Consider the following 13,981-nt stretch of genomic DNA (forward strand, 5'->3'; position numbering starts at 1 on the left):
GAATTCCCAATGGACTACCAAGCATCTTGAACGAATAAATACCCTTTACTCCAAATTGTTTTAATCCGAAATGGGCTGGATGAGTCATCGCCAAGTTTTTTCCTAAGTCGAGAGACTAAGATGTCAATAGAGCGGTCAAAACCATCGTATTCAATTCCACGTAAACTCTGAATTAATTCTTCTCTGCTAACAATTTGTCCTGCTTTGTCTGCAAGATAACAAAGCACATCAAACTCATTAGAAGATACAGCAACAACTTCGCCGTTTAATGTAGTGCTTCGTGATTTTTTATCTATCGTTAACTTGCCAAATGTGATGATGTTATGACTATCTAGTGCTGTGTCGGTATTCACTCGCCTAAACAAAGCTTTAATGCGGGATAAAAGTACCCTAGGTTTTACGGGTTTGGTTAAGTAGTCATCTGCTCCTAACTCTAATCCTAAAACTTCGTCCGTTTCTTGATCTCTGGCCGTCATCATTAAAATAGGCCCATGATAAAACGCTCTGACCGCCTTACAGACATCAAATCCATCTTTACCAGGCAGCATAATATCCAACAACACCATATCCGGTATATCTTCTTCTATTAACTCAATAGCGAGATCGCCACGATTTACGATAGTGACAAAATACCCTTGTTCAATTAAATAATCACTAAACCACTGGGCTAATGACATATCGTCTTCCACTAACATGATATGTTTTGCGCTGATGTCTTCCATTAAAATAATCTCCAACCTGACTTTGCTCGTTTCGTAGAATTATAAACCCACGCCACTTCTATTTTTGTTGCACCAACTTCGATGGACTCCGCTCTCGTGATCAAACTAAATCGGTTGCTTTGTGATGATTGAAACTCATGTATATGTTGTCCCTGTTTTTGTTGTTTCCAACATCTCAGAAGCTCATTGGTAGTGGTATTAATTAAACAATAATCATCTACGACATCTAACGTCCATTTGAACTCAACATCTAAATAACAGGTTTGCCCTCTGTGAAGAGCGATGCAACGCTCCGGTGTGACTTGTAACCTAAGTATCGGTTCAGTGACTGCCGTTGTTTCTATGTCTGTATTAGCACTTAACGGCAAGGAAAACAGTGTGAATAAAAACATACTCACCAATACAAATATCGTCATGCGCTGTTCGGCTAAATTCCGTCTTTGACGAATTAACATACAACAATATCCGTTGTTAAAAAACATAACTTAAGCTCGACTCTAATAACGCACCGCCTTTGCGTTTATTCAAAAACAAAGGACTGTCTGTTACTTCATTTGAAACCGTAAATGCCTGTCCTGTGGCTCTAAACACCCAATGTTGCGTTAATGGATAGGTTACGCCTATCTCTAACCTTGTAGAATAATGGTCAGCGGCACTGTAAGTTTCAAATGTTGTTTTATTGGCTTCTTTTTGGCTAATGCCATAATAATAATTACTTTGATTATCGTCGATATAGTTAAGGCCTATCATGGCATGAAGGTTCACATTTCGTATTTGCCAATTACGGCCTAACAATGCAGAAAACGTGGTGCCGTTTGAATGACTTGATACGTCCGTTTTGGCCAAGAGTTGAATAGTATTTCCAAAGACGTTTCCGGTAAGTCTTCCTCCTAACATAATGGATGCACGACGAGCATCAAGATCTTTAAACCGATCGTCATCCGGTAAGCCACCAAATGTGGTTGCTATCACAATATCAAATGACCACAAGTTGTCATCATAAGCGTTATAACCAAACACAAAAGGCTCCTGACTTTCTCCTTGTTTCTCAATGAAAAAACCATTTATGTTGAAACTGCCATTGGCCAAAATACCAATACCACTTACGCCATCATCATCTTCTTTAACCGATGGCAATACTCCAGTAAATCCGAAAAGACCGAGTTCGATATAGTTTTCGGTTAATGAATTACCTTGCGTATTATTTCTTAGTGAATGGGCGATATCGGATGCCATAGTTTGGCTAATAAACATTAGGCTTAACATGATTAGGATGATGTGGGGTAATTTACTGATTTTAGGCATCTTATATTCTTTTCAGTTGACGAGTTCACACTTTGGCAATAGTGATGGTATCACTTTAAACGTAACAAGATTTGCAAGATGTAACAATATGTACATTAGCCAAAACTAGCGAATAATGTAATAAAACCAATTGGTTGCGGGAAATATGGACAAGTTCCTAATTACCTGATGGTAGTGATATACGCCTTACACGTTAATACTTGTCTGGTAAATGGGTTCGCCATTAAGAGATCTTAATGGCGATGACGGTTATTTTTCTAATAATGATGTTAGTAGATCATCTATTTCTGCTTTAAGCTCTTTATCTTCAATCTTATTTGAACTAGCTTTTGCCGCTTCTAGGTTTTTAATCGCTTCGTCAGTCAGGCCTAATTCAAGTTGTAATGTGGCCATAGAAAAGGCAATTGAAGACATATAATCTTTAGAATTCATTGCCGTAGCTTTTTCCAATGCTTTAGCATATCCGGCAACAGCGTCTTCTAGATCTTCAGTAAAATCAGCAAGGGTTTCCCACTGTACAGGATGATCTTTATTGCTATTTTCATTATCAATACAGATTGATTGTAACTTTGCATAAAGAGATTCAAATGTTTCTCTGTCCTCTTTTTTCGCCGCTGTCATTAACTGCTCAGCTAAATCATGTACTGATTTATATATTTGGGTGTTCATCATGCTAAATTGCCTTTGTTACAACTTGTTCACTTTAAAATAATGCTAACTATGTTGTTAGCATTATATCGAATTAACCGTTTGTACCACTGTAATTAATGGTCGTCGCTATATTAACGTTATTATGTCTAATAAGCTCCAACATTTACCTTTTAAACCATTAACTTGGCACGCCAAATTCTAGTTAACATTCATGCTTTATACTTTAAAAAATTCAATGTCAGCGCTGAGTTTTGAGGATAGTTTTTCAAGATGATCCGCTTGTTCAGAACTTTCTTTTAACGACATACTGGTATCTTTCGACATATGATCTAATTCTGTCACTGTATCTTTAATACTACCAATCGTTGACTCTTGTTTACTCGTCAGATTCACCACTTGCATAACATTTTCCATCGAACTGTTTGCTTGTTGCTGTATCTCATCCAGTAATTTGCTTGCTTCTTTTGTTAACACCAACCCTCTCTCAACTTTAGGCACTGTGGTTTCCATCGCCGTAACCGAAGCTTCGGTATTAGTTTGTACTTGTGAGATCATTGTTTCGATTTCACCGGTTGCATCACCGGTTCGTTGTGCTAACTGTCTAACTTCATCGGCAACAACCGCAAAACCACGACCCGCTTCTCCTGCTCTGGCGGCTTCAATTGCTGCATTTAATGCCAGTAAGTTTGTTTGATCTGAAATGGAACGTATCACATTTATAATAGTGCCAATTTCTTTTGCTGTTTGATCTAACAAATTAACTTGTTGAACTGTATTCGCGACCGTACTAGATATATCTTCAATTTCATTTGCCACTTTCTGAACGGCCTCACGACCAGATAATGACAAACTTACAGTTTCTCTCGAATTACTTTCTGTTTGATGCACTATATTTACGATTGATTTTACTCGTTCAGCCATCTGTTGCAGTGAGTCCACTACAAAAGAAGTGTGTCTAATTTGTTTCTCTGCTAAATCTAATGAACTTTTTGATGACAGTGTCACGGTTTCTGCACGCTGTAATAGCTCAGTAGAGGACAGTGAAATATTATTCACTATTTTTTTCAACGTGCTTTGCATGCTAACAATTGAGCCCATAATACTGCGGTTGTATTTTGTTACTATTGATCCGGTTAAATCACCTTGGGCAATATGAGAAATATAATCTTCCGCTTCTTGAGGTTCACCACCTACAGACTCTTCAATTCGTTTTAAGATAAAAAAGGCTAACGCCGCACCAAGTATTAACGCCACTAAGGTGAGTATTATCATCCAATTCTGGAAGCCACTGGCTACAGCTCTCGCCTCTACCGTCGCCACTTTATTTAACCCTTCTTGGTAATCAATAAATTCGTTTATCGTGTTTAACCAAGTTACAAAGGCAGGTCTGGCTTTATTAAGTAACGTTTGTTTTGCTTGTTCAACATTATTATTTTTAGTTTGTTTAATAACCTGATCTAACAACGCCACTGATTGTTTTTCAATGCTTTGAATGCGCTGGTATATTTCACTTTCTTTTCTATTCATATGCATATCAGCAGAGATTTCGCGGTTTAACGCTTTTGCCGAGATTTGGTAAAAATTATCAAGGTCTTTAATTAACTTTACAGTCGCGTCAAATTCACTTTTAGATTGCACTAAAACCACATCACGTAATGCTATGGCACGATCATGTACACTACCCCGAAAATTAATGGCGTATCGCTGCTTTTTAGAATTAACATCTGTCATTTGAGTCAGAATATGATCTATCGAGTTAACTCTATTAATGCCCATTAGTGTTAATAAAGACATCATCAACAATAAGGTTCCAAAACCGACGATCAACCGCGTGCTCATTTTCATATAATTACTCATTTACAAATTATGGTGCTGAATAAAAGCATTCTAAAATTAGAACACTCCGTGTTTTTAAACTAACTCTGCTGTGTACTTATACCAATTTCATTAAGTACTTAAGAAAATTGGCATTATTCTCATCTTGATTATTTGATGCGAGTTTACTAGACCTAGATTATGTTATTTCTCTTTCAATATGTTTTGTTTTTAAAATGCAGTGCTGGCTTGTTTATGAGTTACATCTGATTTTAATAGACGTGAATATCAAGGTGGTTATTTCACTTTTTTATAGTTAAATTTTTGTTCCGTTTTACCCCCATCATCTTCAATAACAACATAGATATTAATTTCGTCATTATTGACACGCTCCAACGTCAACCCATTAAAATAGACTTTATTAGGGGTGACCTTCACTAAGGGGAAATCAATGGTATCGTCTTTTTCTTCCCAAGCTTTTAAGTCTTTAGCAAAATGTTTTAACTGAAATATTAAACTGCCATTTAGTTCCGATATGGTCTCTATCTCATAGAAACTTATCTGATTATCAACAACTAGCTTAAATGCGCCCATCATGCTTCCACCTAATGGCACAGACCAAACTTCCTCCGTTATTCCACCAAATGCTTCTCCTCGCCAATGCCCTGCCATCCACTTCACTGCATTTAAATTAGCCGCTGGAGATGATTGATTTGGTGCTAGCTGTAAAACATTGGGAAATGGCTTATTCGCGAGTAAATTAAAACTAAGTAATAGAATTAAGGAACATAAACTTTTTATCATTATTCTCTCTTCAAGTTTAATAACTAGGGGTAAACGACTAATAACCTTATATCTATTAACAAGTTTGTTTAATAACGGTTAGACTATAGACCTCATTTGGGGTTGGAGCCTCAAAATATTGATTCACGTGATGAAACACCTCCTCTGTATCAAAAGCACTTCTTGAGGGTTGTTCTATTCTTCTTTGTGCTATGTGGGTTAAACATAGTTCATTCTCAGCTTCTAAGTAGATGAGTTCACTGTCCGCTGAAATTTCTGTAGTTAATTGCTTAAACCATTGACGCTGTTTTTTAGTATTGGCTGGAAAGTCCAACACGACATTGGTACCTATACGTAATAAATGTTGTACATGGGTTTTAATTAAAGGTTTTAATAGATTTGAATACTGAATGTAATCATCAAAGCTTAAAATTTGTTCTGGATACAATGCAGATAACCAATCATCTTCAGAAATTAATACCCCATTGATGCTAACGGCCACTTTTTTAGATTCGGTCGACTTTCCGGCTCCCATTTTACCGCAGAAATAAATCAATTTACCCAACTGCATTGTCAAATATCCTTAATCCTAAAGCGTTAACTAACGTCAATCATGTCTTCTTGATAACGAACAAAACAATTTCGACCATTTGTTTTTGCTTGATACAGCGCTAAATCGGCTTTTTCCACTATTTTCTCTTTTCGCGATCTGCTATCTACACGTTCAAAGTGATAACCAACAGAACAAGTCACATGCCCTGTTTCATCACTATTGATATGTGGAATATGTTGCGTTTGCCATTGAGCTATAATTTGTTGCGCTAATTGTTCACATTCTTGTTCTGTATTATTGGTGGTGACCACCACAAACTCTTCTCCACCATAACGGGCGACAATATCCGTAGTACGACGGAACGTTTTGCTTAACATCTCTGCCTGCAACTGAATGATCTTGTCTCCTTGTACATGACCATAACTATCGTTGTATTTTTTAAACGAGTCTAAATCGACAATAAACACGCACATGGTATTGCCCGTTCGTTTGTTAAACTCTAACTGATCTGAAAATCTGGTTTCATAGGTGCCTCGATTATAAATATTGGTTAACTGATCAATTTGGCTGAGTTCAAATAATTTACCGTTTGCCGTTCTAAGCTTAGATAAACCGCTTTCGATTTGATAGACACCTATTAACCCCACGAACATGGAGCAAATAACAAAACCAAAGTTAATTGAATTTAAATCACCATAAACAGGATAGTTAAATAATAAAATGGCAAAACCTACTAATGAAATAGCACATAAAACCAAGGCGGTACTGAATCTTATTCGAAAGACAAATAATGCAAATAAACTGTAAACTAAGGTACCTTCGTAAGGAAAAGCAAACTGTTCCAACTCCCAACATTGCACAATGACCCAGTAATTACTGAAAATCAAAGCCAGTACAACAGTACAAACTGTCTCTTGGTGTATTTTGGGATAGCCAGGTAAAAATGTAAGTAAAAAGAAAACAAAACATACTGGTAATTGCATTAACAGACGAGACGTTAAATATATCTCTTGTAAGGGATCAGTTAACACTGACAAATCGACAGCAATAAAACTACTCAGTAATACTGCGCCGATGACAGATAAAAGTCGAATCCGTCTCGCATCCACCATTCTTGGGTCAGTTCCCATTTACCGATTTTCCTTTTTCATTCTGCTTCATATCGAAGATTATTTACTCTTTATTAATTGCTTGTATTTCACCACCAGCCTGTTAAACACTGTGATTCAGAATTTACAGACAAATCAATAAATCAATTTAGCTTAGCCAGCCAAACCATTGTATTTAAGAACAAGTTTTAAGTCGTCTAAATCTTACCCTGCAGCCGCTAACATGTATTTAAAATGAGAAAGATAGGCAAATAACGGTATAGATTAAATGTTTCATTTTGATATTTCTTTATACTTTTTAATTGTTAGGCGTATTTTCAATTAACATACTTTTACTATGTTTATTTAGTAGCCCATTCCACCGCTTTATTTGCATGAACTTGAGTGGTATCAACTAGGATAACATCTGTGTCACTTTGCTGTATTAACATACCTATTTCTGTACAACCTAAAATAACAGCCTCAGCGCCATAGTGCGACAAATCATTAATAATACGTAAGTACTGCTGTTTTGAGGCGGGAAGAACATGACCCAAACAGAGCTCATTATATATAACGTCGTGGATGACTTTTCGGTCTGTTTCATTTGGGGTCAAAACGGTTAACCCGTATTTATCTTGCAACCGCCCTTTGTAAAACGCCTGCTCCATGGTAAATGATGTGCCTAACAACCCCACCGATTTTATATTTTTACTTACCAGTTCTTCTGCAGTGGCATCGGCGATATGGAGCAATGGAATATCAATAGCTTGTTCAATTTGTGGTGCGACTTTATGCATAGTATTAGTGCATATTAGTAAAAAGTCAGCGCCCGCAAGCTCAATATGTTTAGCCGCATCACAAAGTATGTCTGCCGTCCCAGCCCAATCCCCTTTGTGTTGTAATTTTTCAATGGGATCAAAATCAACACTAACCATCGCTATTTTGGCTGAATGTAATCCGCCTAAGGTGTCTTTTATTCCTTGGTTAATACTACGATAATAACCGGCGGAACTCTCCCAACTCATCCCGGCTAACAATCCAATCGTTTTCATTTTGTTCCCCTATTCTTTTTTAATAATATGATGAGTCAGGTAAAGGAAATCATTCGTAAAACATAATGGGGAAATACCATCTCGTTTAACCATATCCGCTTCCATTACTTTACTTTTTATTACACTAAGCCTTGTTTGAATTTAACAGATTCGACTCATAGCGACTTTGGCAATGCCATGCGATGGAACCCATCGTTTATATTCAATAAACCCATGTTTTTCATATAATTTTATCGCAGGTAGATTAACCACGGCGGTTTCCACCAGCGCTTTACTAAAGTAGCTTAATCCTAAGACATAACTTATCAAGGTGTCCGCAATCCCTCGCCTAAAATAGTTAGGGGCAACCGTTAAACTACAGATATTTAGCTGTTGGCCTTCTAATTTAATTTCAATGACCGCCGCGACTATTTGGTCTACATAGAAACCATAAAACTGCGTCTTCGCGCCTTGAATATCTTTGATTGAACGAGACAGAGGTGGGAAATTGACCACACCAATTAAGTCGGCCTCTATTCTATAAGCGTGTTGAAACACAGCAAAAATCTGCTCAGCTATGTTTTCATTTACATTATCCAGTTGCTTTATCATGACAGGGCCTATGACGATTTTAAATTTATGACTATTGTTAACTAAGCAGTAACCCTTTTACTAGTTGTTTATTTTATAAACCTTAATGTTGTTATCCATCCTAGATCTTAACCTCAGTGTGAAAACCAAAGACAAAAAATGCACCATAAGCACTTTGTAATTCTGAGTGAGCAAAAAGTAATTGAATATTTATTTTGTTTTACGCGTTAAACACCTCAATTTTTAAACTTGATTTTTTTTACTCAATTTGCTGTTTTTTATCATATCCTCTCTTGTTGCTAAGAGCCTTATTCGATATGCTTAGCGCCTTAATTTTCTAAGGCAATTTTTCTATATTATTTCTAATTTAAATTGTGCCGAAACTAATCATATTACGCCTGAAAACAGACGTTAAAGCGTAACCGCAAACTGAGATCTAACCATGCAAGCAGAATATAACCATCAGGAAATTGAACAAAAAGTTCAACAACATTGGCAAAAAAATCAAACGTTCAAAGTGACGGAAGATAAAACCAAAGAAAAGTTTTATTGCCTCTCAATGTTGCCATATCCAAGTGGTCGCCTGCATATGGGGCACGTACGTAACTACACTATCGGTGATGTGATATCTCGTTTCCAAAGACTTAATGGCAAAAACGTAATGCAACCTATGGGTTGGGATGCGTTTGGTTTGCCTGCTGAAAATGCAGCAATCAATCACAAAACAGCGCCAGCTAAGTGGACATACGAAAATATCGATTATATGAAAAACCAACTTAACTCTTTAGGTTTTGGTTATGACTGGAACCGAGAAGTGGCCACTTGTACGCCTGAATATTATCGCTGGGAGCAATGGTTTTTCACTAAGTTGTATGAAAAAGGCTTAGTTTATAAAAAAACAGCGACAGTAAACTGGGATCCAGTTGACCAAACTGTTTTAGCTAATGAGCAAGTTATTGACGGTCGAGGCTGGCGCTCAGGTGCATTAGTAGAACAAAAAGAAATTCCACAGTGGTTTATTAAAATCACAGATTATGCGGAAGAGCTATTAACTGATTTAGACCAATTAGATAACTGGCCTGAGCAAGTTAAAACTATGCAGAAAAACTGGATTGGTCGTTCTGAAGGCGCAGATATTAAATTTGAAATTGTTGGTGAAGACCAATCGTTAGAAGTTTACACAACACGTCCAGATACGCTTATTGGTGTGACTTATGTTGCCGTTGCTGCACAACACCCTCTTGCATTAAAAGCAGCAGAAACGAACCCTAAGTTAGCGGAATTTATTGAAGAATGTAAAAGTCAGTCAGTCGCAGAAGCTGATATGGCCACCATGGACAAACTTGGCTTTGATACTGGCTACCGTGCAATCCACCCTATTACCGGTGAAGAAGTGCCTGTATGGACTGCCAACTTTGTATTAATGGGTTACGGTACTGGTGCGGTAATGTCGGTTCCTGGACACGACCAACGTGATTGGGAATTTGCCACTAAATACGGTTTAGATATTAAACAAGTTATTACTTCAGATGAAGAAATTGATTTATCGGTTGCTGCTTATACTGAAAAAGGCACTTTGATCAATTCAGGTGAATTTGATGGTTTAGATTTCTCTCAAGCGTTTAACGCTATTGTTGCTAAATTAGAACAAGACGGCAAAGGTAAAAAAACCGTTAACTTCCGTTTACGTGACTGGGGTGTTTCTCGTCAACGTTACTGGGGCGCGCCTATTCCAATGGCAACATTAGAAGATGGCACATCGGTTCCAATTCCTGAACAAGACTTACCGGTTATTTTACCAGAAGACGTAGTTATGGATGGCTCAACGTCACCTATTAAAGCGGATCCTGAGTGGGCAAAAACCACAATAAACGGCCAAGCGGCATTTAGAGAAACCGATACCTTTGATACCTTCATGGAGTCATCTTGGTATTACGCGCGTTATTGTTCACCACAGTCTGACGACATGATGTTAGATCCTGAACAAGCTAATTACTGGCTACCTGTAGATCAATATATTGGCGGGATTGAACACGCAATCTTACATTTATTGTACGCACGTTTTTTCCACAAACTAATGCGTGACGTTGGTTTAGTTGAGTCTGACGAACCATTTAAACGTTTATTATGTCAAGGCATGGTATTAGCTGAAACCTATTACCGTGAATCTGACAATGGCGGCAAAGTTTGGATATCACCTACGGAAGTTGATGTTGAACGTGATGAGAAAGGCCGAGTTACAAAAGCATGGCATATTCAGGATGGTCAACCGGTGATTTCTTCAGGCATGTCTAAAATGTCTAAGTCAAAAAACAACGGTATTGACCCACAACAAGTTATCGACAAACTTGGTGCCGACACAGTGCGTTTATTTATGATGTTTACCGCACCACCAGAGCAAACATTAGAATGGTCTGATACGGGTGTTGAAGGTTCACACCGTTTCATCAAACGTGTATGGAAATTAGCGAACGATGTGATTGACGCTGGTTTAGTTAAAGATTTTGATTTCTCTACGTTAACCAACGAGCAAAAATCAATTCGCCGTGAAGTTCATAAAACCATAGATAAAGTGACCGACGATTTAGACCGTCGTAATACGTTTAACACGGCCATTGCTGCCATTATGGAATTAATGAATAAGCTTGCTAAAGCGCCATTAGAAACAGAAGCAGATAAAGCAGTGTTAACAGAAGGTATGGAAGCGATTGTTATTATGCTAACGCCTATTACTCCACATGTTTGTCATGATTTGTGGGCGATGTTAGGTAACGGTAACGACGTTGAAAATGCACAATGGCCCGTTGCAGATAAGTCAGCAATGGTTGAAGATGAAAAACTGGTCATCATTCAAGTTAACGGCAAAGTACGTGGCAAGATAACCGTACCTGCTGACGCAAATGAAGAACAAGTTAAAGAGTTAGGTTTTGCAAATGTTGAACGTTTCTTAACTGACGTGACCGTAAGAAAAGTTATTTTTGTTAAAGGCAAAGTGTTAAACATTGTCGCTAACTAAGTAATAATCACTAACAAGTCTAATAAGAAGCCAAGTTTATACTTGGCTTCTTTCTTATCGCTTTTAAATCCTTTTTAAATAGCGTTTAATACCAGACTTATTAAATCTAATCTCACTTAATAATAAGCGCCATTTAAATGATCAAATCTGTATTTCTATTTATGACTCTCTCGCTGGCTTTATTGTCCTCCAGTTGCGGATTTAAACTAAAGGGTCATTATTATCTTCCAGACTCATTACAAACCTTATATTTAACGTCTACCAAAAAATTTAGCCCTTTGGCCAAACAAGTCAAACTTAGACTTAGCCAAAATAAAGTAAACTTACTGCCTAAGTTTAATCCAGGCAATGCAGAGTTAAAGATTCTGCCAGAAGCGTTTCAGCGCCGTACCCTGTCATTATTTCCTAATGGCCAAGTCGCAGAGTACGAGCTTATTTATCAAGTTAAATTTGAAGTCAGGTTACCAAATAAACCAACTCAACATTTTGCCTTTGAACTAAACCGTGAGTTCCAAGACGACCCCAATAATGCATTAGGTAAAGAAAGAGAACGTGAACTGATACTATCAGAGTTAAGAGTGTTAGCCAGCGATCGCATCATGTCCCAACTTAATGGCATACAGTAACCAGCATGAAAATATATGCCAATCAAATAACCAATACACTTAAAGGCGGTCTAGCGCCTTGTTATTTATTATTTGGTGATGAGCCCTTCCAGATAAACGACTGTCGTATACAGATAAAACAAGCGGCAAAACAACAAGGGGTAGAAGAGTTTATTCGCCTGTCTGATGACGATCAGTTCGAATGGGATGAATTAGTGGAACATTGTCAATCCATGTCTTTATTCTCTTCAACCAAGTTAATCGAACTCGAATTAAGCACAGGTAAATTACCAAAAGCAGGCAGTGACGCCATTAAACAAATTACAGAACAACTTTCTGCTGATACTTGTTTAGTCATATTTGGCCCCAAATTAGAAAGCAGCCAAACACGAGCGGCTTGGTTTAAAGGATTAGATAACTTAGGTATCTATATTCCTGTATATGATATTGATGGTAATCATTTGCAACGTTGGTTAAAAGACCAATTAAGCAAACGTAAAATGCAAATGGCTTATGAAGCGCAAGTTTATCTACTGGAGTACACTGCAGGAAATCTATTGGCCTGTGCGCAAGAGTTAGAGAAAATTTCGATGGCACTTTCCTCTTCAAACATCACACTTTCAGATGTTGAAAAACTAGTCGCCGACCAATCTAGGTATTCTGTCTTTCAACTCATCGATCAGTTATGGGCAGGCAATGCCAAGCAGTGTGTCAATATTATCGAGCGTTTAAAGATAGAAGAGTTGGAGCCAAACATCATCCTTTGGGCGTTACAAAAAGACGTTTTACTGATTCAGCAACTGAATCAAGCACTGACTTACAATTTAGACACTAAGTCTATTTTAGACACACATAAAGTATGGAAAAACAAACAAGCGGTTTACCTTAATCAGGCCAAACGAATACCGGCTGAAATTTTAAATGCTGCCGTTAATCAACTCAGTCAAATTGATCAAGCTATAAAATTTCATACCTTAACCTGTCCTTATTCCATGTTTGTCCATGTTTGTCTGATGTTAACCGGCGCTACCCAGTTAGCTGACATTAAATTGCCGTTAGATGCAGAGTTTATTTAACGTTATGGGGTTAAGCAATAAACCAATAATCGTTATCTATGGTGGCACCTTCAACCCTATTCATAACGGCCATATCGTCCCTGCAATTGAATCGGCAAAATCAATCAATGCTGAAAAACTTATCTATTTACCGTGCCACATACCACCACATAAAGACACACCTAGTGTTAATAGTTTGCATCGTTTAGAGATGACTAAATTAGCGTTGCAAGACATTAACGATGAGCAATTAACCATTGAAATCAGTGATTACGAAACTCAATTAACCAGCCCGTCATATACACGAAAAACCATTGAATACTTTGCTAAGTCGTATCCTCAACACCATTTGTATTTTTTAATAGGCATGGACTCACTGCTGAGTTTTCATCTTTGGTTTAAGTGGCAGGAAATTTTGTCATTTTGTGATCTGTTAGTAATGCAACGTCCCGGGGTTTCATTTAGTAAATCTCAGCTGTGTGAAGAATTACGCCCTTATTTAAACAGCCAAATAACAATAACATCTGTTACTGAGGTGGATATTTCATCCAGCCAAATAAAAGCCATGTATAACCAATCTAATAATAAATCCTTAAAAGAGTTATCGTTACTGCCGACGTCGGTTCAACATTACATAAACACACATAACTTATACAAATAGTGGTTAATCACCCGCAAATTCTAATTCATACAGTTTAAGGTTATTTTAGGCCTGTACTCTAAGCCATTAGACAAGTAGAATCTAAGCTAATTAAAAGCTAAC

General features: G+C 37.4%; 14 protein-coding genes. 4 read left to right on the forward strand and 10 right to left on the reverse strand.

The window, feature by feature from the left end:
• Window positions 1-14: 14 nt before the first annotated feature.
• The 10 genes from KO505_RS05160 to KO505_RS05205 form a co-directional block, all read right to left on the reverse strand.
• Complete coding sequence (locus KO505_RS05160) at window positions 15-722, reverse strand: response regulator (protein WP_216054390.1); 708 nt, start codon at window positions 720-722, stop codon at window positions 15-17.
• Window positions 722-1,177: a DUF3019 domain-containing protein gene (locus KO505_RS05165; RefSeq protein ID WP_216054391.1), complete on the reverse strand. Its 456-nt coding sequence runs from the start codon at window positions 1,175-1,177 to the stop codon at window positions 722-724. Before KO505_RS05165 ends, KO505_RS05160 begins: the two co-directional genes overlap by 1 nt.
• 16 nt (window positions 1,178-1,193) lie before the next feature.
• Window positions 1,194-2,027, reverse strand: a complete 834-nt coding sequence (locus KO505_RS05170; protein WP_216054392.1) for a MipA/OmpV family protein — start codon at window positions 2,025-2,027, stop codon at window positions 1,194-1,196.
• Between the two features lie 249 nt (window positions 2,028-2,276).
• Entirely contained in the window at window positions 2,277-2,699 is a 423-nt protein-coding gene (locus KO505_RS05175) for a tetratricopeptide repeat protein (RefSeq protein ID WP_216054393.1), read from the reverse strand.
• Window positions 2,700-2,894: 195 nt separating this feature from the next.
• Window positions 2,895-4,523, reverse strand: coding sequence for a methyl-accepting chemotaxis protein (locus tag KO505_RS05180; protein ID WP_216054394.1), 1,629 nt, complete (start codon window positions 4,521-4,523; stop codon window positions 2,895-2,897).
• Between the two features lie 267 nt (window positions 4,524-4,790).
• Entirely contained in the window at window positions 4,791-5,297 is a 507-nt protein-coding gene (locus tag KO505_RS05185) for a DUF6265 family protein (protein WP_216054395.1), read from the reverse strand.
• 55 nt (window positions 5,298-5,352) lie between these two features.
• A complete protein-coding gene (locus tag KO505_RS05190; RefSeq protein ID WP_216054396.1) occupies window positions 5,353-5,847 on the reverse strand; it encodes an ATP-binding protein in 495 nt (164 codons plus the stop codon).
• Window positions 5,848-5,873: 26 nt separating this feature from the next.
• Window positions 5,874-6,959 (reverse strand): GGDEF domain-containing protein, encoded by a 1,086-nt coding sequence (locus KO505_RS05195; RefSeq protein ID WP_216054397.1) that lies wholly within the window; start codon window positions 6,957-6,959, stop codon window positions 5,874-5,876.
• Window positions 6,960-7,279: 320 nt separating this feature from the next.
• The gene (locus tag KO505_RS05200; protein WP_216054398.1) at window positions 7,280-7,972 is read right to left on the reverse strand and encodes an aspartate/glutamate racemase family protein; all 693 of its coding nucleotides are present in this window, start codon (window positions 7,970-7,972) and stop codon (window positions 7,280-7,282) included.
• A 141-nt stretch (window positions 7,973-8,113) separates the two neighbouring features.
• On the reverse strand, window positions 8,114-8,563 hold the full coding sequence (locus KO505_RS05205) for an N-acetyltransferase (protein ID WP_216054399.1): 450 nt from the start codon (window positions 8,561-8,563) through the stop codon (window positions 8,114-8,116).
• Between the two features lie 421 nt (window positions 8,564-8,984).
• On the opposite strand from KO505_RS05205, the gene leuS reads away from it, so the two are divergent.
• The 4 genes from leuS to nadD all read left to right on the forward strand — a co-directional run bounded on the left by leuS (window position 8,985) and on the right by nadD (window position 13,879).
• Window positions 8,985-11,558 carry a leucine--tRNA ligase gene (gene leuS, locus KO505_RS05210; RefSeq protein ID WP_216054400.1) on the forward strand — a complete coding sequence of 858 codons (2,574 nt, stop codon included), beginning with the start codon at window positions 8,985-8,987 and terminating at the stop codon, window positions 11,556-11,558.
• 137 nt (window positions 11,559-11,695) lie between these two features.
• On the forward strand, window positions 11,696-12,184 hold the full coding sequence (gene lptE / locus KO505_RS05215; RefSeq protein WP_216054401.1) for an LPS assembly lipoprotein LptE: 489 nt from the start codon (window positions 11,696-11,698) through the stop codon (window positions 12,182-12,184).
• A 5-nt stretch (window positions 12,185-12,189) separates the two neighbouring features.
• A complete protein-coding gene (holA, locus tag KO505_RS05220; protein WP_216054402.1) occupies window positions 12,190-13,239 on the forward strand; it encodes a DNA polymerase III subunit delta in 1,050 nt (349 codons plus the stop codon).
• Window positions 13,223-13,879, forward strand: a complete 657-nt coding sequence (gene nadD / locus KO505_RS05225; RefSeq protein WP_216054403.1) for a nicotinate (nicotinamide) nucleotide adenylyltransferase — start codon at window positions 13,223-13,225, stop codon at window positions 13,877-13,879. Before holA ends, nadD begins: the two co-directional genes overlap by 17 nt.
• The last annotated feature ends 102 nt before the right edge of the window (window positions 13,880-13,981 follow it).

The sequence above is a fragment of the Psychrosphaera sp. F3M07 genome, from assembly GCF_018860345.1.
Classification (GTDB): Bacteria; Pseudomonadota; Gammaproteobacteria; order Enterobacterales; family Alteromonadaceae; genus Psychrosphaera; species Psychrosphaera aquimarina.